This window comes from Streptomyces sp. NPDC054794 (genome assembly GCF_053611585.1).
Window position 1 is genome coordinate 222,195 of the sequence record NZ_JBSHAQ010000006.1, and the last position, 18,090, is coordinate 240,284.

The window sequence follows — 18,090 nt, forward strand, 5'->3', positions numbered from 1 at the left end:
TAGGTCTGGACCACCTGCCCGATGGTCGACTAGATCCCCAACTCCTGAGCCAGCACGGCCGCTTGGACCCGGCTGCGCAGCCCCAGCTTCCCCAGCAGGCGGCTGACGTGCGTCTTCACGGTCGCCTCCGCCATGTCGAGCCGCTCGGCGATACCCGCGTTGGACAACCCCTGGCCGAGGCACGCCAGCACCTCACGCTCGCGCCGCGTCAACGCGTCGAGCACCGCTGGATCGGCGCTCGTCTCCCGCACCGGCCCGGCGGCGAACTCGGCGATCAGCCGCCGGGTGACGGCCGGGGCGACGATCCCCTCCCCGCGCGCCACCGTGCGCACCGCATCCAGCAGGTCCTTCGCCTCCGCGTTCTTCAGCAGGAACCCGGCCGCACCGGCCCGCAGCGCCCCGAACACGTACTCGTCGAGGTCGAAGGTGGTCAGCACGAGGACGTCCGCGAGCCGCTCCGCGACGACCTTGCGGGTCGCCGACACCCCGTCCAGGCGCGGCATCTGAACGTCCATCAGCACCACATCGGGCCGCAACTCCCGGGCCAGTTCGACCGCCCGCTCCCCGTCCGCCGCCTCACCGGCCACCTCGATGTCGGGCGCGCTGCCCAGGATGAGCACCAGCCCGGCGCGCACGGCGGACTGGTCCTCGGCGACCAGGACACGGATCATTCGGGATCTCCTTCGGCCACGGGCAGACGGGCGCGTACGGTCCACAGCGAGCCGTCGGGACCGGCCTCGAAGCTGCCGCCCAGCAGCGCCGCCCGCTCCCGCATCCCGATCAGACCGGCGCCGGAACCGGGGGCGCCGGGGCCCGCCCTGAGGCCGTACGGGCTGGTCACATGGACGTGCAGGGCGCCGTCGTCCTCGCTGAGCGCCACCCGGACGCGGCCGCTCGCCGCGTGCTTGAGGGCGTTGGTCAGCGATTCCTGCACGATACGGTAGGCGGCCAGCTCGACCGGCGCGGGCACCCGGCCGTGGTCGGCGCGCAGGATGACGTCGAGGCCGTTGGCCCGGGCGCCGTCGACGAGGCCGGCCACGCCGTCGAGGGTCGGAGTGGCGACCGGTTCGTCCTCGCCGTCGCCCGCCCGCAGGATTCCGATCAGCCGCCGCATCTCGGCGAGCCCCGCCACACTGTTCTCACGGATGACGGCCAGGGCCTGCCGCGAGGTCCCGGGGTCGTCGATGGACAGCGCGGCCGTGGAGTGGATGGCGATCGCCGACAGGTGGTTGGCGACCATGTCGTGCAGCTCCCGGGCCACCCGGGCGCGCTCGGCGACGACCGCCTGGGTGCGGTCCATCTCGGCCAGCAGCGCGGTCTGTTCGGCCCGCAGCCGGGCGGCCTCGGCCGCGTCGCGGTGGTTGCGCACCACCCAGCCGGTGGACGCGGGCGCCAGTGCGACCACGCCCACGCCGACACCGATCAGCAGAGCCTGCGGATCGCGCCAGAGCGCGGCCGGCACGATGCCGCTGATCACCGTGAGCAGCCCGGTGACCCAGGGGATGCGGCGGGCGGCGGCGGGCGTGCCGTACACGACCGCCGAGTACATCAGGTCCGTGTACAGCACGATCGTGACGATGCTGCCCAGGGTCACCGTGTCCGCGACGATCGCGGCCGTACCGATCAGCAGGGCGGGCCGGGGCCGGGTGCGGCGCAGCAGCTCGCAGGCGGCGGTCACGGTGAGCGGCACCAGGGGGGCCCAGCGCTGCGGCCACAGGGCCAGGTCGTCCGAGGGCAGCCGCGGCGCGATGCCGAGCGCCCACAGCAACAGCCCCCCGAGCAGGCCGCCCACGGCGATGCGTACGTCGTCGCGGTGCGGGCGGGGGAGTGTCAGGGCCATGCCTCCATCCAACACGGCGCGCGAGCCAGCTGCCTGCTCCTCGGGAACGGTCCGGAACTGCATCTTTCGATGTACCGCGAGTTCGTCGGCGACGACGACGCGGCCCGCAGATCCGGCCGGGAGCCTGGAAGGCGGAACGAGGGGAGCGAGACGTGATCGTCGGGTTGATCGTCGCCTGTGAGGTGGCCTTCTGGGTCTTGCTCGCGGCCGGACTGGCCTTCCGCTACGGCCTGCGGATGCCGCGCACGGGTCTGGCCCTGCTGCTGTGCGAGCCGCTGCTGGAGGTCGTCCTGTTCATCGTCACCGCGATCGACCTCAAGAACGGCGCGGAACCCGACTGGCGGCACGGACTCGCCGCCGTGTACATCGGGTTCACCGTGGGGCTCGGGCACTCCACGATCAAGTGGGCCGACGCCCGGGTCGCCCACCGCTTCGCCGACGGCCCGCCGCCCGTGAAGCCGCCCAGGTACGGCACGGCCCGCGCCGTTCACGAGTGGAAGGTCGCGGGCCGCTGGATCCTCGCGTCGCTGGTCGCCGTCGCCCTGCTCCAGGCCGCGGTCTGGTACGTCGGCGACGACGGCGAGACCGGTTCGCTGCGGGCGTGGCAGCTGAGGATGGTGTGGCTGATCGGCATCAACCTGATCATCGCGGCGAGCTACACCCTGTTCCCGAAGCGGCGTCCCGCCGACGGGCGCTAGCGCTCCCCGCCGGGCACCCACGAGACATCGCCCGTCGTGCCGTTCGCCGTGCGCGCCAGGATGCTGCATCTTCCGGGGGACAACCCCCGGAACCCCGGCCGGGGGCAGGTCATCTCAGCGTTCGCCGCCTGGAACCCAGAGGACATCTCCCGCGGCTTTGTTCGCCGTCCGCGCCAGGATGAACAGCAGGTCCGACAGCCGGTTGAGGTAGGTGGCGGTCAGTGGGTTCATGATCTCGCCGTGCGCCTCCAGGGCCGCCCAGGTCGACCGCTCGGCGCGGCGTACGACCGTGCACGCCTGGTGCAGCAGGGCGGCGCCCGGCGTGCCTCCAGGGAGGATGAAGGAGCGCAGCTTCTCCAGCCGCTCGTTGAAGCGGTCGCAGTCCGCCTCCAGCTTGTCGATGTAGAACTGCTCCACCCGCAGGGGCGGGAACTCGGGGTTCTCCACCACCGGCGTCGACAGGTCCGCACCCACGTCGAACAGGTCGTTCTGCACCCGGGTGAGGACCTTGACGACCTCCTCGTCCAGGCTGCCGAGTGCGATCGCGGTGCCGATCACCGCATTCGCCTCGTTGGCATCGGCATACGCCGAGATCCGCAGATCGGTCTTGGCGACCCGGCTCATGTCGCCGAGAGCGGTGCTGCCCTTGTCGCCGGTCCTGGTGTAGATGCGCGTCAGATTGACCATGTGGCCAGCGTAGTTATGCCCCGGCCGTACGGAACACACGTGTGCCCACCATCACGGCGAGCGCCGCGAAGGCGACGGCCACCAGGACGCCGTACAGCATGTGCGCCGATGTGTAGGAGCCGACGTACGCGTCGCGCACCGCGTCCACCAGATAGCGCAATGGCACGAGGTGCGAGAGCGCGTCCAGCCAGGCCGGCGCGAGGGTCATCGGGAGCATCAGGCCGGACAGGAGCATCGAGGGCATCGTCAGCGCGTTGATCGCCGGACCGAACTCCTGCGGGGTGCGGACGCGCATCGCCAGCGCGTAGGACAGGGACGCCAGGGCGACGGTGAGCAGCGCGACGAACGCGAGGCCGATGAGCACACCGGGCAGCGGGGCGCGCAGGCCCATCGCCGTCGCGGTCAGCACCAGCAGCACCGCCTGGAAGACGAACACGGTGGCGTCCCGCAGCACCCGGCCGAGCAGCAGGGCGAGCCGGCTGACGGGGGTCACCCGCATCCGCTCCACCACCCCCTGCCCGTTCTCGATGATGATCGCGAAGCCGGCGAAGGACGCTCCGAACAGGCCGAGTTGGAGCAGCAGCCCGGGGACCAGAAGTTGCCAGGAGCTGCCCCGCCCGCCCAGCGGCAGGCCGGTCAGGAGCGGGCCGAAGAACAGCAGGTACAGCAGCGGCATCAGCATGCCGAAGAGCAGGGCGAAGCGGGAGCGCAGGGACTGGCGCAGGTAGCGGCCGTAGATGAGCGCGGTGTCGTGCAGGAGCATCGGTTCGGTCCTCGTCCTATACGGCTACGGGGGCGGCGTCGGCCGGGGAGGGGCCGCGTCCGGTGATGGCGAGAAACGTGTCCTGGAGCGAGGCGTCGAGCGAGCCGCCGTACTCCAGCTTCAGCGCGCCGGGTGTGCCCTCGGCCGCCACCACGCCCTGGTCGACGATCACCAGCCGGTCGGCGAGGGCGTCGGCCTCGTCCAGATAGTGGGTGGTGAGGAAGACCGTCGTGCCGTGCCGGTCGCGCAGGCGCCGGATCAGGTCCCACAGGTCGGCGCGGCTCGCGGGATCGAGGCCGGTCGTCGGCTCGTCCAGGAAGAGCACCACCGGGCGGTGGGTGAGCGCCATCGCGATGTCCAGCCGGCGCCGCTGCCCGCCGGAGAGCTGGGCCGTCCTGCGGTCGAGCAGCTCCGTGAGGTCCAGGTCGTGGGCCAGTTCCCGGGCTCGCCGCACCGCCCGGTCCTTCGGCAGCCGGTACAGGCGCCCCTGGGTGACCAGTTCCTCCCGCACGGTGATCTGCCCGTCCACCCCGCCGGACTGGGCGACGTAGCCGATGACCCGGCGGACGGCGGCCGGGTCGCCGGCCAGGTCGTGACCGGCCACCGTGGCGGCGCCGCCGGTGGGCCTCAGCAGGGTGGTGAGCATGCGCAGGGTGGTCGTCTTGCCGGCGCCGTTCGGGCCGAGGAGGCCGAGGATCTCGCCGGGCCGCACGCGGAGGTCGACGCCGCGCACGGCCTCCACGGGGCCGCGTTTCGTCTGGAAGGTGCGGGCCAGTCCGGCCGCGCTGATGACCGCTGTCATACGGCCAGAAAAACAGAGTCCCTGAAATTTTGCAACGACCCCAAGTTTTCAATCGGCCCAGCGAAGCTAGGATTCGGACATGGCAGAAGGGCTCCGGGAGCGGAAGAAGCGGCAGACCAGGCAGTACATCTCGGATGTCGCCACGGGCCTGTTCATCGAGCGCGGATTCGACGCGGTGACGGTGGCGGAGATCGCCGACGCGGCCAATGTGTCCGTCAACACGGTCTACAACTACTTTCCGGCCAAGGAGGACCTCTTCTTCGACCGCTCCGCCGGCCTGACCGACCGGCTGGCCCGCTGGGTGCGCGGCCGGGGCGCGGGTGAGTCAGCTGCCGCGGCGGTCCTGCGCGAACTGCGCGAGGAGGTCGAGGCGGTCTCGCCCCGGGTCGGCCTGATCGCCGACTACGCCCGCTTCATGCGGGTGATCGAGGAGGCGCCCGCGCTGCGCTCCCGACTGTGGGCGATCCAGCAGGAGGTCCAGTCCGGTCTGGAGGCGGCCCTGCGGGAGGAGACCGGCGCCGCTGACGACGACCCGCTCCCCGGTCTGATGGCGGGTCAGATCAACTGGGCGCACGCCGCCGTCATGTCCGCCATCGCCTGCGAGATGATCAAAGGCCGTGATCCGCGTGAAGTGTCCCGAGAGGTGCTGGTCCTCCTCGAAGACATAGAGGATCTGCTGAGTGAAAAGGTGCTCAACTACGCCGTCCGAGGCTTGGAATGACCCCTGCCGGTGTGATGTCCGTCAGTTGAGACGTGACGCGCATTACTTACCGGTCACACAGCCCCTCACGACCGCTATCGTCCGCCGAAGAGGCGTACGTAAACAGCGTGTAAGGGGAGTCGGAGTGGCACGGAAGCTTGCCGTCATCGGGGCCGGTCTCATGGGTTCCGGCATCGCCCAGGTCTCCGCGCAGGCGGGCTGGGACGTCGTCCTGCGTGACGTCACCGACGAGGCGCTGAGGCGTGGCACCGACGGCATCAAGGCCTCGTACGACAAGTTCGTCGGCAAGGGGAAGATGGAGGCGCACGACGCCGACACCGCCCTCGCCCGCATCACCGCGACCACCGACCTGGACGCCGCCGCCGACGCCGACATCGTCGTGGAGGCCGTCTTCGAGAAGCTGGAGGTCAAGCACGAGATCTTCCGCACGCTCGACAAGATCGTGCGCGAGGACGCCGTGCTCGCCTCCAACACCTCCGCGATCCCGATCACCAAGATCGCGGCGGCCACCGAGCACCCGGAGCGGGTCGTCGGTGTGCACTTCTTCTCCCCGGTGCCGATGATGCAGCTCGTCGAACTCGTCCGGGGCTACAAGACCAGCGACGAAACCCTCGCCACCGCGCGGGAGTTCGCCGAGTCCGTCGGCAAGACCTGCATCGTCGTCAACCGGGACGTGGCCGGCTTCGTCACGACCCGCCTGATCTCGGCCCTCGTCGTCGAGGCGACCAAGCTCTACGAGTCGGGCGTCGCGACCGCCGAGGACATCGACCTGGCCTGCAAGCTGGGCTTCGGCCACGCCATGGGCCCGCTCGCCACGGCGGACCTCACCGGCGTCGACATCCTGCTGCACGCCACCAGCAACATCTACACCGAATCGCAGGACGAGAAGTTCGCTCCGCCGGAGCTGATGCGCCGGATGGTTGACGCCGGTGACATCGGACGCAAGAGCGGGCAGGGCTTCTACACGTACTGACACACCCGTACGTAACCGCCACCGAAACCGCACAATCCCCGAGGGGCATCACCCGCGGGGGTGAATTCGGTATCGGTTCGCTCACAGACGGCAACCTCGTCGCCGCTGGAGCAGTCAGACGATGCACAGCACCGTCCAGGAGCACACGGACGACACGGAGCACGAACGCCGAAACTCTCGGGGAGCGCATATGCACATCAGGGGCGACCACGCCGAGCTGGTCGTCGGGGGCCGCCTCGACGTCCGCAGCGCGGCGGACGCCCGTACGGTCCTGCACACGGCCGTCGACCGCGGTGTCGGCGACCTGGTGCTCGACCTGTCCGAGCTGGACTCCTGGGACGCCACCGGACTCGGGGTGATCATGGGTGCCCACCGGCGGGCGGGCCGCTGCGGCCGCCGACTGGTGCTGCGCGACGTACCGCCGCAGATGCAGCGCCTGCTGGTGGCCACCCGGCTGCACCGGATCCTGGCCATCGAGGGGGGCATCGGCGTGGAGTCGCTGCCCCGCGTGTGACGCCTCGACCGGGTGTGACCCCGGCGACGGGGGAGACCCGGGCGGACACGGCGAACCGCACGTCACGCGCAATCCTCACGAGACTGTGACGTCTCGGTCGGCTCGGTACCCCGGGCTGTCGGAGATACTGTGCGAAGGTTTAAGGTTCGGTCGCCCGCTGCCTCGCAACCCTCAAGCGGGCCCGGACCAGAAGCGACAGCGCGGTGTGCAACAGGCCGGGAGGGGCCGGCCGAATCACGGCACACGACGCTTTTGGGGGGCTTGGAACCTATGGACCCGAACAACCCGGGACCCGAGGGGTACGGCCACGACGGTGACGGCCACACGCCGCGCCAGCGCCCGCCCAGGGAATCCCTCACATCCGACTTCGGCCAGAGCACACCGGCGCTCGCCCGCACGGTGCAGCTCGTCTCCGGCGACTACCTGCTGACCGTCAACCCGGTCGACGGCAGCGAGATCGAGGCCTGCCCACCCGGAGAGCGACCAGGCAGGCCGCAGAAGCTCACCGCCGCCGAACGCGCCGAGACCGAGCGCGCCGCCCGGCCGCCCGTCCCGCCCGGCCCCGCGCTGCCGGTGCTCCCTCTCCTGGAGCGCCAGGACGAGCGCGAGAGCCTCGTACGGCTGCTCGCCCGTGGTCGCTCCGTCCGCCTCACCGGCCCGGCCGGCTCGGGCCGCACCGCGCTCCTCGACCTCGTCGCCGAGGACTGCTCCGACCTCGCCCCCGACGGCGTGGTCCGCCTCAGCGGCTTCCACCGCACTCCGGACGACCTGCTCCACGACCTCTTCTACGCCGTCCACAACGCGCCCCTGCACCGGCCGGACAAGGACGAACTGCTCGCACTGGTCCGGGAGATCGGCGCGGTCGTCGTCGTCGACGACATCGAGTTCGGCGGCGCCGGACTCGACGAGCTCCTCGACGCCACCCCCGAATGCGCCTTCCTGATCGGCGCCACCCCGGACGTGCCCGCGCCGTCCGCGGACTCGGAGGTCGAGGAGGTCGTCCTCGGCGGACTCGACCGGGCCGTGGGCGTGGACATCCTGGAGCGCGCCGTCGGCCGCGTCCTGACCGAGGAGGAGGCCAACTGGGCGGGCGACCTCTGGTTCGAGTCCGAGGGCCTGCCCCTGCGGTTCGTCCAGGCCGGCGCCCTGCTTCGGCAGCGCGACCAGCTGCGGGCCAGCACCGGCGCGGTGGACGAGTACGGCGTCTTCGAGGACGTGCGGCCCCCGGTCGACGCCCCGCTCGACGCGGCCGCCGAGGACGGCGAGGAGATCCCGCTCCCCTCGCTCGGCGAGGCCGCCGCGCCCGCCCCGCTGCTCGCCTCCCGGCTCAGCACCTCCGCCCGCACCGCCCTGCGCTTCGCCGTCGCCCTGGGCGGCGAGGTGCCGCACCAGGCGCATCTGCCCGCGCTGGTCGGCGACACCCACGCGGACGCCGCGCTCGGCGAGCTGGCCGCCTGCGGGCTGGTCACCCCGGTCGGCTCCCGCTACCGCCTCGCGGCCGGCGTACAGGCCCAGCTGGAGACCGCCGGATACGCCGACGACCTCGCCGCCGACGCCCTCACCGCCGCCCAGCACTACGCCTGGTGGGCCGGGCACCCCTCGGTCACCCCGGAGCGGGTGTGCGCCGAGGCCGACGCCGTGCTCGCCGCGCTGACCGTCCTGGTGCCCGGGACGACGCCCCCGGCCGAGGGCGAGGAGTGCACCACCGTCCAGCTCGCCCGCACGGCCGCGCCGGCCTTCGCCGCGGGCCTGCACTGGAGCGCCTGGGACCGGGCGCTGCGGGCCGGCGCCGAAGCCGCCCAGCTGTCCGGGGAGGTGTACGAACAGGCCTACTTCCACCACGAGTTGGGCATCCTCGCGCTCTGCGGCGGACAGTTCGAGCGGGCCCGCGCCGAACTGGAGGCCTCCATCGGCCTGCGCGGTGCCCTCGCCGACAAGCGCGGCACGGTCTCCGGCCGCCGCGCGCTCGCCCTGGTCGCCGACCGTACGGGCGAGGTGCCGGGCCTGGGAGCCCTGGCGGGCGAGGAGATGCCCGACGCGCGGTACGAGGAGTCGGCCTCGCCGCCCGGCGGCATCCCCGCGGCCCACCCGCTGTCGCGGCCGGCCGCCGGCGACCTCCTGGTGTCCCACCAGGCCTCGGACCCGGCCCCGAAGCCCCAGGGCGGCCTGCGTCGCCTGGCCCGCCGCAACCTGGTCGCGGCCGGTTCCGGCGCCCTGCTCGCCGCCGTCCTCGGCACGGTCGTCACGCTCGGCATGACGTCGCAGAACAGCGCCGACAACCCGGCCAACAACGTGAGCGTCAACCCGTCCGCCAGTGCGGGCACCGACGACGGCAGCCTCGGCGCGGACCCGAAGAAGGACGACGGAAGCGACGACGACACCGGGACCGCCACCAGCCGTCCGACGGATCCCGGTTCCGACGGGACGCTCGGCACCTCGGCGGACCCGGCCCAGCCCTCGGACGACGCGAGCGGCACGCACAGGCCCGGCGGCGGGGGCCCGACGGGCAGGCCGACCACCAAGCCGCCGACGTCCAAGCCGCCCACGTCCAAGCCGCCGACCAGCAAGCCGCCGACGTCGAAGCCGCCGACGTCGAGCACGCCGACGCCCACGCCGTCCGGCACGCCCAGCCCGACGCCGTCGTCCTCGTCGAGCCCGTCCACCTCCGACTCGGCCAGTGGATCCGCCTCCAGCGCCCCGGCCGCGTCGAGCAGTTCGGCGGACGCGCCGGGGAGCGGCGGCCCCGGTCCCGTCATCTGAGACCGGACAACAAGAAGGCCGGGTCCCCGCTCAGGGACCCGGCCCGCACGGCCGGACGGACGACTGTCCGTCAGAACAGGCGCAGCTTGTCGTCCTCGATGCCCCTGAGGGCGTCGTAGTCCAGGACCTGGCAGCCGATGCCCCGGTCCGTGGCGAGGACGCGGGCCTGCGGCTTGATCTCCTGGGCGGCGAAGATGCCGCGGACGGGGGCGAGATGCGGATCGCGGTTCAACAGCTCCAGGTAGCGCGTGAGTTGCTCCACGCCGTCGATCTCGCCGCGCCGCTTGATCTCCACGGCGACGGTCTGCCCCTCGGCGTCCCGGCACAGGATGTCGACCGGGCCGATGGCGGTCATGTACTCGCGGCGGATCAGGGTGTAGCCGTCGCCGAGCGTCTCGATGCGGTCGGCGAGCAGCTCCTGGAGGTGCGCTTCCACGCCGTCCTTGATCAGGCCGGGGTCCACGCCGAGTTCGTGCGAGGAGTCGTGGAGGACTTCCTCCATCGTGATGATCAGCTTCTCGCCTGTTTTGTTGACGACGGTCCAGACGCCTTCTTCCTCGCCGGTCCCCTCCTTCAGCGTGCAGGGCGGCGACATCCAGTTGAGGGGCTTGTAGGCCCGGTCGTCCGCGTGGATGGAGACGCTGCCGTCCGCCTTGACCAGGATCAGGCGGGGAGCCGAGGGCAGGTGGGCGGTGAGCCGGCCGGCGTAGTCGACCGAGCACCGGGCAATGACGAGACGCATGGAGGGCAACGCTACTCGAAGTCCCGCCACCCTCGCGATTCGCCCACCCGACTCCCGTCACCGGCCTCGATCGAGACTCTTCGGGTCGCCCCTTTTACTTCGGAAACAGGCGTTCATCCCTGGCCGATTGTGTGCCCAAAGGGATCGGCCCATGTGCGCAATCTCCTGGTGCGGTCACCGTCCGTTGCCTACCGTAGTGAACGGGAGGTCGCGATGCGTGTACTCAGCGTGTTCGGTATTGCGAACTCTCTTACCTGTCCGGCAACCCCTGCTGTTCGGGGGTGCGAGAGGAGTACCCATGTCGCTCGACGTCTCACCGGCCCTACTCGAACAGGCCGAGCGAGGCGAGGTCGACGAAGCCGATTTCGTCGACTGCGTCCGGACCTCCCTGCCTTACGCATGGGAGATGATCAGCTCCCTGGTGGCCCAGCTGAAGGTGGACGGCGGAGAGTTCGCCGACAACCAGACGCCTCCGCCGGACGAGCAGGCACGGGGCCAGCTGCTGCGCGCGCTCGCGAGTGATGCCATACGCGGCGCGCTGCAGCGGCACTTCGGTGTGCGGCTGGCCTTCCAGAACTGTCACCGGGTGGCGGTGTTTCCGGTGGACGCCTCGGTCGACGAGAGGCTGGCCCGCTTCACCTCGGTGCGCAGTCAGCTGCTGAACCAGTCCCCGGAGCTCCGGGACTGCTGACGCGGAGCTCCGGGACCGCTGACGCAGTGAGCCGCATGCTTGCCGCTCCACACGCGGGAGGTGCAATCAGTACAGGGGCGGCAAGCTCTCCTCGCGACACGGGCCTCGACCGGCGTGGCGGAGGGATCCCTCAGCGGAGGTGGGGGAGGACCTCGGCGCCCAACCGCCGTACGTTCTCCTCGGTCGCCGCCAGGTCTCCCGAGCCCTCGACGAGCAGGGCGAAGCGGGAGATGCCGGTCCGCTCCGAGGTCGCCGCGAGCCGGTCGACACACAGGCGCGGGGTGCCCACCGGGTGCAGTCCGCAGAGCAGTTCGGTGTACGCCAGCGGGTCGCGCATCGAGCGGGTGCGGCCGTCCACGGTGACATGGGCCTCCAGGCCCTGCCTGAGCCAGCCCGGCATCGCCTTCAGCAGGGTCTCCGCCGCGTCGGTGCGCCGGTCGGCGATCTGGCAGACGCCGGCGGAGACATGTGCCGCGCCCGCGATCTCGTCCGGCGTTCGTCCCGCCGCACGCGCCAACTGCCGCCACAGGGCCACCATCTCGGCCTTCTCCTCGTCCCCGACGTGCATGCCGAGCAGCATCGGCAGCCCGCGTTCGGCCGCCAGCCGGACGCTCGCCGGGGAGGTGCAGGCGACGACGACCTCGGGGCCCGGGGTCTCCGTCAGCGCCTCGGAGGGGCGCGGGACCACGGGTACCTCGCGGAAGGAGAACCGTTCCCCCGTGGCCGACACCGACGGCTCGCGCAGCCAGCGCAGCAGCAGGTCGAGCGAGTCCGGGAACCCGTGCTCGTATGCTTCGAGCCCCGGTCCGAACACCTCCAGGTCCACCCACGGCCCGCCGCGCCCCACGCCGAGCGTGAGGCGCCCGCCGCTCGTCACGTGCAGCAGCGCGGCCTGCTCGCCGAGGGCCACGGGGTGGACGGTGGGCAGTACGCTGACCGCCGTGCCGACCCGGATACGGTGGGTGCGCCCCAGCAGCAGCGCGGCGAGGGTGATCGCCGACGGGCATGTGCCGTACGGCACGAAGTGGTGCTCGGCCAGCCAGACCGCGTCCAGCCCCGCCTCCTCGGCGACCTCCGCCGAGCGGACCGCCCGGTGCAGTGCCTCCCCTTGGCCCTGGCCCGGGAACTGGGCCGCCAGCACAAAACTTCCGACGTGCATCGCTCTTTTCCTGCTTCCCTTGGCTCCGACACGGAGCTCCCCCACCCGGCATAACCGTGCGACACGTGCCGAGGACACGGCCTGGCGAAGAGATTTGCGGATTGTCTGCAGAACCGGTCGCTCGGAAAGGGGACTTGTGCGGGTTGGTGCCCTTCGCGTACCCCCGTCCGGGCCGCGTAGGCTGGACTGAGCCCGTGCATCCTGTAGAGCCCCGTGAGGTGTTCCGTGTCCCCGCGTCGCAACCGGCCCAAGGGCCCCCGTGAAGCGGACTCGTCCGGCCGCAGCGCCGAGGACGACCGCGCCGGCCGTTACGGCGGCTGGCAGTCCACGGAGAGCTGGCAGGGCGAGGAGTGGAGCGTGCGTCACGTGGCCGGGGCGAGCTCCGAGGGCAAGACGTACCGCTGCCCGGGCTGCGACCAGGCGATCGCCTCCGGCGTCCCGCACGTGGTGGCCTGGCCGGAGCACGCGGGCGTCGACGACCGCCGGCACTGGCACAAGGCCTGCTGGAACGCGAAGGACCGCCGCACCACGCGGGTGCAGCGGTCCCGTAACGCGCCGAGGTTCTAGTACGGGGCTCAGACGTCCCGGCTCTGCAGGAGCGCGTGGGCGCCGGCGTACGCGGCCGCCGTCACGCCCAGGACGATCCACAGCGGGTCCCAGCCGGACGGGCCGGAGTCGCTCAGCGAGTTGGCGTAGAAGACGCTCAGCTGGTTGGGGATCGAGTACTCCAGCAGGGCCTGGCGCACGTCCTCCAGCGACTGCGAGAACATGAACAGCGCGATCACCAGCGGGGCGAGCAGGAGCCCGATCATGATGGTGATGGCGCCCGCCGAGTGCCGGATGATCGAGCCGACGACGAGCGAGAGCAGCCCCAGCAGCGCGAGGTAGAGGCTGACGCCGACCGTGCCCTTCAGCCACTCCGCGCCGGACGGGTCCTTGATGCCGGTGCCGTCCAGCATCGAGACCTGCGTCATGGCGACGAACGAGGACGCCGCCAGGGTCACCACGAAGGCGACCACGAAGAACACGATGCCCTTCGCCGCGAGCACCCGGCCCCGGCTGGGGCAGGCGGTCATCGTCGTACGGATCATGCCCGTGCCGTACTCCGAGGCCGTGGTCAGCACGCCGAGCGTGATGATGCACATGCTGCCCAGCAGCAGCCCGAAGAAGCCGAGGCCCAGCGGGCTCTGGCCGGACATGTCCGAGTCCGAGGCGTTGCTGCTGACCACGGCACCGGCCAGCAGGCCGATACCGACGACGAGCAGCACGAACACGCCGAGCGTCCACATCGTCGAACGCACCGACTTGATCTTCGTCCACTCGGACGCGAGCGCGTGCCCGAGGTGCGTCTTGACCACCGGGATCGGCGAGGTGTAACCGGCGTACGGCCCGCCGGGCGCCGCCTGCCAGTTCGGCGCGGCCTCGGCCGCCTGCGGCATGGGGGGCTGGTGGGTGCTCATCGGGCGTCCTCGGGCTTGGTCAGGTCGGCGGGAGCGGCGGTCTGCGCGGGCGCGGCGACCGGGGCGGCGGACGGCTGAGGTGACGATTCGGCAGCCGGGACAGCGGGGGCCGGCGCGGCCTGGTTCCCGGGCGTCGCGTACGGGTTCGGTCCGCCCGCGGGCGCGCCGGGGGCGTACGGGCCGGGCGCGGCGGGGCCGCCGTACGGGCCCGCGGGCGCGGCGCCCTGCGGCGGGGTGAACGGCTGGCCCCCCTGCTGGGGCGGCGGCGGGGCGTACCAGCCCGGCTGGCCCTGGCCCGGTACCGGCATCGGCGGCTGCGCGCCGGGCGGCAGCGGCTGCTGGAGGCCGGCCCGCTGGTCGATGGAGGAGCGGTAGTCCACGGCGCCCTGCGTCATCCGCATGTACGCCTCCTCCAGGGAGGCCTGGTGCGGCGACAGCTCCCACAGCCGGACGTCGGCCTCGTGTGCCAGGTCACTGATACGAGGGAGCGGCAGGCCCATGACGCGCAGCGCGCCGTCCTGTTCCGGCAGCACCTGCCCGCCCGCCTCGGTGAGCGCGGACGTCAGCTTCTCGCGCAGCTGGGGCTCGGTGTCGGGCGTCCGCACACGGGCGAAGTCGGCCGAGTTCGCCGAGATGAAGTCCTTCACGCTCATGTCGGCGAGGAGCTGTCCGCGCCCGATCACGATGAGGTGGTCGGCGGTCAGCGCCATCTCGCTCATCAGGTGGCTGGAGACGAACACGGTCCGTCCCTCGGCCGCCAGCGCCTTCATCAGGTTCCGCACCCAGAGGATGCCCTCGGGGTCGAGGCCGTTGACCGGCTCGTCGAACAGCAGGACCTGCGGGTCGCCGAGCAGCGCGGCGGCGATGCCGAGGCGCTGTCCCATGCCGAGCGAGAAGCCCTTGGACCGCTTCTTCGCCACGTCCTGCAGGCCCACCACCCCGAGCACCTCGTCGACCCGGCGCTCCGGGATGCCCGACAGCTGGGCCAGGCAGAGCAGGTGGTTACGGGCGTGCCGGCCGCCGTGCACGGCCTTGGCGTCGAGCAGCGCGCCGACCTGACGCGGGGCGTTCGGCAGCTTGCGGTACGGGTAGCCGCCGATCGTCACCGTGCCCGACGTGGGGTTGTCCAGGCCGAGGATCATTCGCATGGTCGTCGACTTGCCGGAGCCGTTGGGCCCGAGGAAGCCGGTGACGGCCCCGGGCCGTACCTGGAAGGAAAGGTTGTAGACGGCGGTCTTGTCGCCGTAGCGCTTGGTCAGGCCGACAGCCTCGATCATGCTCCGCACCCATCGAAAGGTTCAGGACAGCGGGGCACACGCCCCCGTAAGGGTTAGGAGGATAACCGGGCGCTGACGGTTCCGCCCAAGAGAGAGCAAAGACGAAACCGGTGCTAGGCGTCCCGCTTCTTCAGCAGGATGTAGCCGCCGGTGAGGGCCGCGACCACCCACAGGCCCATGATGCCGAGACCGCCCCAGGGGCCGTAGGGGGTGTCGTCGTCGACGCGGGGGACCACCTGCATGATGCGGCTGCCGGCCTGGTCCGGCAGGAACCGGCCGATCTTCTTCGTGGCGTCGACGTTGCCGAGGATGTTGGAGATCAGGAAGAAGAACGGCATCAGGATGCCGAGCGACAGCATGGGGGAGCGCAGCATCGAGGCGACGCCCATCGAGAACATGGCGATGAGGGTCATGTACAGCCCGCCGCCGATCACCGCGCGCAGCACGCCGGGGTCGCCGATCTCCGTCCGGTGCGAACCGAGCAGCGACTGCCCGAGGAAGAACGCGGCGAAGCTGGTCGCCATGCCGACGGCCAGGGCGAGCGCGGCCGCCACCGCGATCTTGCTGAACAGGAAGGTGCCCCGTTGCGGCACGGCCGCCAGCGAGGTGCGGATCATGCCGGTGCTGTACTCGTTCGACACCACGAGCACCCCGAACACGATCATCGCCAGCTGCCCGAGGGTCATGCCCGCGAAGCTGACGACGGTCGGATCGAAGTTGAGCCGCTCGCGCGCGGGCATCCTGTCGAACTGGCTCCGCGACAGGGCGGAGATCAGCATGCCGACGGCGATGGTGACGACCACGGCGAGGGACAGCGTCCACACGGTGGACGCCACGGACCGGATCTTCGTCCACTCGGACCTGATGACCTGGACGGCCGCCATGGCTCAGGCTCCCTTCCAGTCGGCGCCCCAGTCCCTGGGGACCGAGGCGGTCTCGGAGTGCGCGTGGTACTCCACCGACTCCGCCGTCAGCCGCATGAAGGCCTCCTCCAGCGAGGCCTGCTGCGGGCTCAGCTCGTGCAGCACGATCCCGTGCCGGCTGGCCAGCTCGCCGATCGGCTCGGCCTTGCCGCCCTCCACCTCCAACGCCTCGCCGCCCGCCTCCACGACCGTGATCCCGGCCTCGTGCAGCACGTCCAGCAGCCGCTCGCGCTGCGGGGTGCGGATCCGGACGTACGACCGCGAGTTCTGCCGGATGAAGTCGGCCATGGTGGTGTCGGCGAGCAGCCGGCCCTGCCCGATGACGACGAGGTGTTCGGCGGTCAGCGCCATCTCGCTCATCAGATGGCTCGACACGAAGACGGTCCGCCCCTGCCCGGCCAGGGACTTCATCAGGGTCCGGATCCAGTGGATGCCCTCGGGGTCCAGCCCGTTGACGGGCTCGTCGAACATCAGGATCCGGGGATCGCCGAGCAGCGCGCCGGCGATGCCGAGCCGCTGCCCCATGCCCAGCGAGAACCCCTTGGCCTTCTTGCGCGCCACGGCCGTGAGCCCCACGGTGTCGAGCACCTCGTGCACCCTGCTCGTCGGGATCCCGTTGCTCTGCGCGAGGCACAGCAGGTGGTTGAAGGCGCTCCGCCCGCCGTGCACGGCCTTGGCGTCCAGCAGCGCCCCGATGTACGTCAGCGGATCCTTCAGCTGGTCGAAGTGTCTGCCGTCGATGCGGACGTCCCCGGCGGTGGGATGGTCGAGCCCGAGGATCATCCGCATGGTCGTCGACTTGCCGGCACCGTTGGGTCCGAGGAACCCCGTGACGATGCCCGGCCGGACGGAGAAGGTCAGGTTGTTCACCGCGACCTTCTCGCCGTACCGCTTGGTGAGCCCCTCTAGCTCGATCATGCGCACACGCTAGAACGGGACGAAGCCCCCTGCCACCGGAGCGGCAGGGGGCTTCGCTGTCGTTCAGCGGGTGAACGCCCGTGGGTTACCGGGACTGCTGGGCCGGCACACCGCGGGAGACCGGCTCGTCGTCGGCGGGCGTGCCGGCGGCGGCGACCGCGGCACCGGTCAGCGTGGCGAGCATCTCGCGGACGTTCGTCAGCTGGGCGTTGATCGAGTCGCGGCGGTTGGTCAGGGCGGCCAGCTCGCGCTCGGATTCCGAGCGGATGCGGTCGGCCTTGGCGTTGGCGTCGGCCACGATGTCCTCGGCCTGGCGCTGCGCCGTCTCGACGGTCTGGCGGGCACGGCGCTCGGCGTCGGTGCGCAGCTTCTCGGCCTCCAGGCGCAGCTGCTCGGCGCGGTGCTCGATCTCGGCGAGGCGCTTCTCGGCCTTCTGCTGACGCGAGGCCAGGTCGCGCTCGGACTGCTCGCGGCGCTTGGCGAGGTTCGTCTCGAAGTCGGCGGCGGCCTGCGCGGCCTTGGCGCGGGTCTCCTCGAAGAGGGCGTCGGCCTCCTCGCGCTTGGACTGCGCGTCCTTCTGAGCCTCGGCGCGCAGCTGCGAGGCCTCACTCTTGGCCTTCTCGACGATCCGGACGCCCTCGTCCTCGGCCTTGGACTTGCGCTCCGCGGCGAACGACTCCGCGTCGTTGCGGACCTGCTGGGCCGCCGACTCGGCGAGCTCGCGGTGCTGCTCGGCGGCGCGCCGGGCCTCGTCCCGCAGGTCCTTGGCCTCTTCCTCGGCGAGGCGGAGGATCTTCTCGACCCGCGCGCCGAGACCCGCGTACGACGGCTCGGCGTCGGTGACCTGGGCCTGTGCGTTCTGCGTTTCGAGGTGGAGCTCCTCGATGCGCTTTTCCAGAGCGGTGATGCGGGAGAGAGCGCTGTCACGGTCGGAGACGAGCTTGGAGATTCGTTCGTCCACCTGAGCGCGGTCGTACCCACGCCGCACAAGCTCGAAGCCGTAGGGGGAAGTGTCGCTCATGGGGTTCCTGTCGAAAGAGACCGGTGAGGTGATAGGGGGAATCCTAGGGGCCGAAGCGGTGTGTCATCGAGCGGATACGTGTTTGATCTGGAGAATGACACCACTTTTGGGTGGCTGAACATGGGACGGCTTGCCAAATTC

General features: G+C 71.3%; 19 protein-coding genes. 7 read left to right on the top strand and 12 right to left on the bottom strand.

Translation table 11 applies throughout. The annotated features are described in order from the left end of the window. Positions 1–29 precede the first annotated feature (29 nt). Both ACWGKT_RS08705 and ACWGKT_RS08710 read right to left on the bottom strand, forming a co-directional pair. Positions 30–671 carry a response regulator transcription factor gene (locus tag ACWGKT_RS08705; protein WP_356141998.1) on the bottom strand — a complete coding sequence of 214 codons (642 nt, stop codon included), beginning with the start codon at positions 669–671 and terminating at the stop codon, positions 30–32. Then, positions 668–1,840, bottom strand: a complete 1,173-nt coding sequence (locus ACWGKT_RS08710; protein WP_453273016.1) for a sensor histidine kinase — start codon at positions 1,838–1,840, stop codon at positions 668–670. Before ACWGKT_RS08710 ends, ACWGKT_RS08705 begins: the two co-directional genes overlap by 4 nt. A gap of 152 nt (positions 1,841–1,992) precedes the next feature. On the opposite strand from ACWGKT_RS08710, the gene ACWGKT_RS08715 reads away from it, so the two are divergent. Then, positions 1,993–2,538 (top strand): hypothetical protein, encoded by a 546-nt coding sequence (locus tag ACWGKT_RS08715; RefSeq protein WP_453273017.1) that lies wholly within the window; start codon positions 1,993–1,995, stop codon positions 2,536–2,538. Between the two features lie 114 nt (positions 2,539–2,652). Here the strand turns inward: ACWGKT_RS08715 and ACWGKT_RS08720 are convergent, their stop codons facing one another. The 3 genes from ACWGKT_RS08720 to ACWGKT_RS08730 are packed head-to-tail and all read right to left on the bottom strand — an operon-like array spanning position 2,653 to position 4,790. After that, positions 2,653–3,225: a cob(I)yrinic acid a,c-diamide adenosyltransferase gene (locus tag ACWGKT_RS08720; protein WP_453273018.1), complete on the bottom strand. Its 573-nt coding sequence runs from the start codon at positions 3,223–3,225 to the stop codon at positions 2,653–2,655. 13 nt (positions 3,226–3,238) lie between these two features. Then, entirely contained in the window at positions 3,239–3,988 is a 750-nt protein-coding gene (locus ACWGKT_RS08725) for an ABC transporter permease (protein ID WP_453273019.1), read from the bottom strand. Positions 3,989–4,004: 16 nt separating this feature from the next. Beyond that, entirely contained in the window at positions 4,005–4,790 is a 786-nt protein-coding gene (locus ACWGKT_RS08730; RefSeq protein WP_453273020.1) for an ABC transporter ATP-binding protein, read from the bottom strand. A 79-nt stretch (positions 4,791–4,869) separates the two neighbouring features. Between ACWGKT_RS08730 and ACWGKT_RS08735 the strand changes: the two genes are divergently transcribed. From ACWGKT_RS08735 to ACWGKT_RS08750, 4 genes are all read left to right on the top strand, one after another. Continuing rightward, positions 4,870–5,511 (top strand): TetR/AcrR family transcriptional regulator, encoded by a 642-nt coding sequence (locus ACWGKT_RS08735; protein WP_235456983.1) that lies wholly within the window; start codon positions 4,870–4,872, stop codon positions 5,509–5,511. 124 nt (positions 5,512–5,635) lie between these two features. Beyond that, complete coding sequence (locus ACWGKT_RS08740; protein WP_235456984.1) at positions 5,636–6,484, top strand: 3-hydroxyacyl-CoA dehydrogenase family protein; 849 nt, start codon at positions 5,636–5,638, stop codon at positions 6,482–6,484. A 190-nt stretch (positions 6,485–6,674) separates the two neighbouring features. Continuing rightward, positions 6,675–6,998: an STAS domain-containing protein gene (locus ACWGKT_RS08745; protein ID WP_235456985.1), complete on the top strand. Its 324-nt coding sequence runs from the start codon at positions 6,675–6,677 to the stop codon at positions 6,996–6,998. Positions 6,999–7,268: 270 nt separating this feature from the next. Further along, positions 7,269–9,758, top strand: coding sequence for an ATP-binding protein (locus ACWGKT_RS08750; RefSeq protein WP_453273021.1), 2,490 nt, complete (start codon positions 7,269–7,271; stop codon positions 9,756–9,758). A 70-nt stretch (positions 9,759–9,828) separates the two neighbouring features. Here the strand turns inward: ACWGKT_RS08750 and nucS are convergent, their stop codons facing one another. Beyond that, a complete protein-coding gene (gene nucS, locus ACWGKT_RS08755) occupies positions 9,829–10,500 on the bottom strand; it encodes an endonuclease NucS (RefSeq protein WP_356141984.1) in 672 nt (223 codons plus the stop codon). A gap of 298 nt (positions 10,501–10,798) precedes the next feature. Here nucS and ACWGKT_RS08760 point away from each other — a divergent pair, with 298 nt between their 5' ends. Further along, complete coding sequence (locus tag ACWGKT_RS08760; RefSeq protein ID WP_235456988.1) at positions 10,799–11,191, top strand: SCO5389 family protein; 393 nt, start codon at positions 10,799–10,801, stop codon at positions 11,189–11,191. Between the two features lie 130 nt (positions 11,192–11,321). Here ACWGKT_RS08760 and ACWGKT_RS08765 read toward each other — a convergent pair whose 3' ends face one another. After that, positions 11,322–12,350: an LLM class flavin-dependent oxidoreductase gene (locus ACWGKT_RS08765; RefSeq protein WP_453273022.1), complete on the bottom strand. Its 1,029-nt coding sequence runs from the start codon at positions 12,348–12,350 to the stop codon at positions 11,322–11,324. A gap of 225 nt (positions 12,351–12,575) precedes the next feature. On the opposite strand from ACWGKT_RS08765, the gene ACWGKT_RS08770 reads away from it, so the two are divergent. After that, positions 12,576–12,917 (top strand): ATP/GTP-binding protein, encoded by a 342-nt coding sequence (locus ACWGKT_RS08770; protein WP_356141980.1) that lies wholly within the window; start codon positions 12,576–12,578, stop codon positions 12,915–12,917. Positions 12,918–12,925: 8 nt separating this feature from the next. On the opposite strand, the gene ACWGKT_RS08775 is transcribed toward ACWGKT_RS08770, so the two are convergent. From ACWGKT_RS08775 to ACWGKT_RS08795, 5 genes are all read right to left on the bottom strand, one after another. Next, entirely contained in the window at positions 12,926–13,810 is an 885-nt protein-coding gene (locus ACWGKT_RS08775; protein WP_453273023.1) for an ABC transporter permease, read from the bottom strand. Then, the gene (locus ACWGKT_RS08780) at positions 13,807–15,087 is read right to left on the bottom strand and encodes an ABC transporter ATP-binding protein (protein WP_453273024.1); all 1,281 of its coding nucleotides are present in this window, start codon (positions 15,085–15,087) and stop codon (positions 13,807–13,809) included. The genes ACWGKT_RS08775 and ACWGKT_RS08780 overlap by 4 nt, the downstream gene beginning before the upstream one ends. 113 nt (positions 15,088–15,200) lie before the next feature. Beyond that, entirely contained in the window at positions 15,201–15,971 is a 771-nt protein-coding gene (locus ACWGKT_RS08785; protein WP_453273025.1) for an ABC transporter permease, read from the bottom strand. Between the two features lie 3 nt (positions 15,972–15,974). Next, on the bottom strand, positions 15,975–16,928 hold the full coding sequence (locus tag ACWGKT_RS08790; protein ID WP_356141971.1) for an ATP-binding cassette domain-containing protein: 954 nt from the start codon (positions 16,926–16,928) through the stop codon (positions 15,975–15,977). A gap of 85 nt (positions 16,929–17,013) precedes the next feature. Next, a complete protein-coding gene (locus ACWGKT_RS08795; RefSeq protein WP_235456995.1) occupies positions 17,014–17,949 on the bottom strand; it encodes a coiled-coil domain-containing protein in 936 nt (311 codons plus the stop codon). Positions 17,950–18,090: the final 141 nt, after the last annotated feature.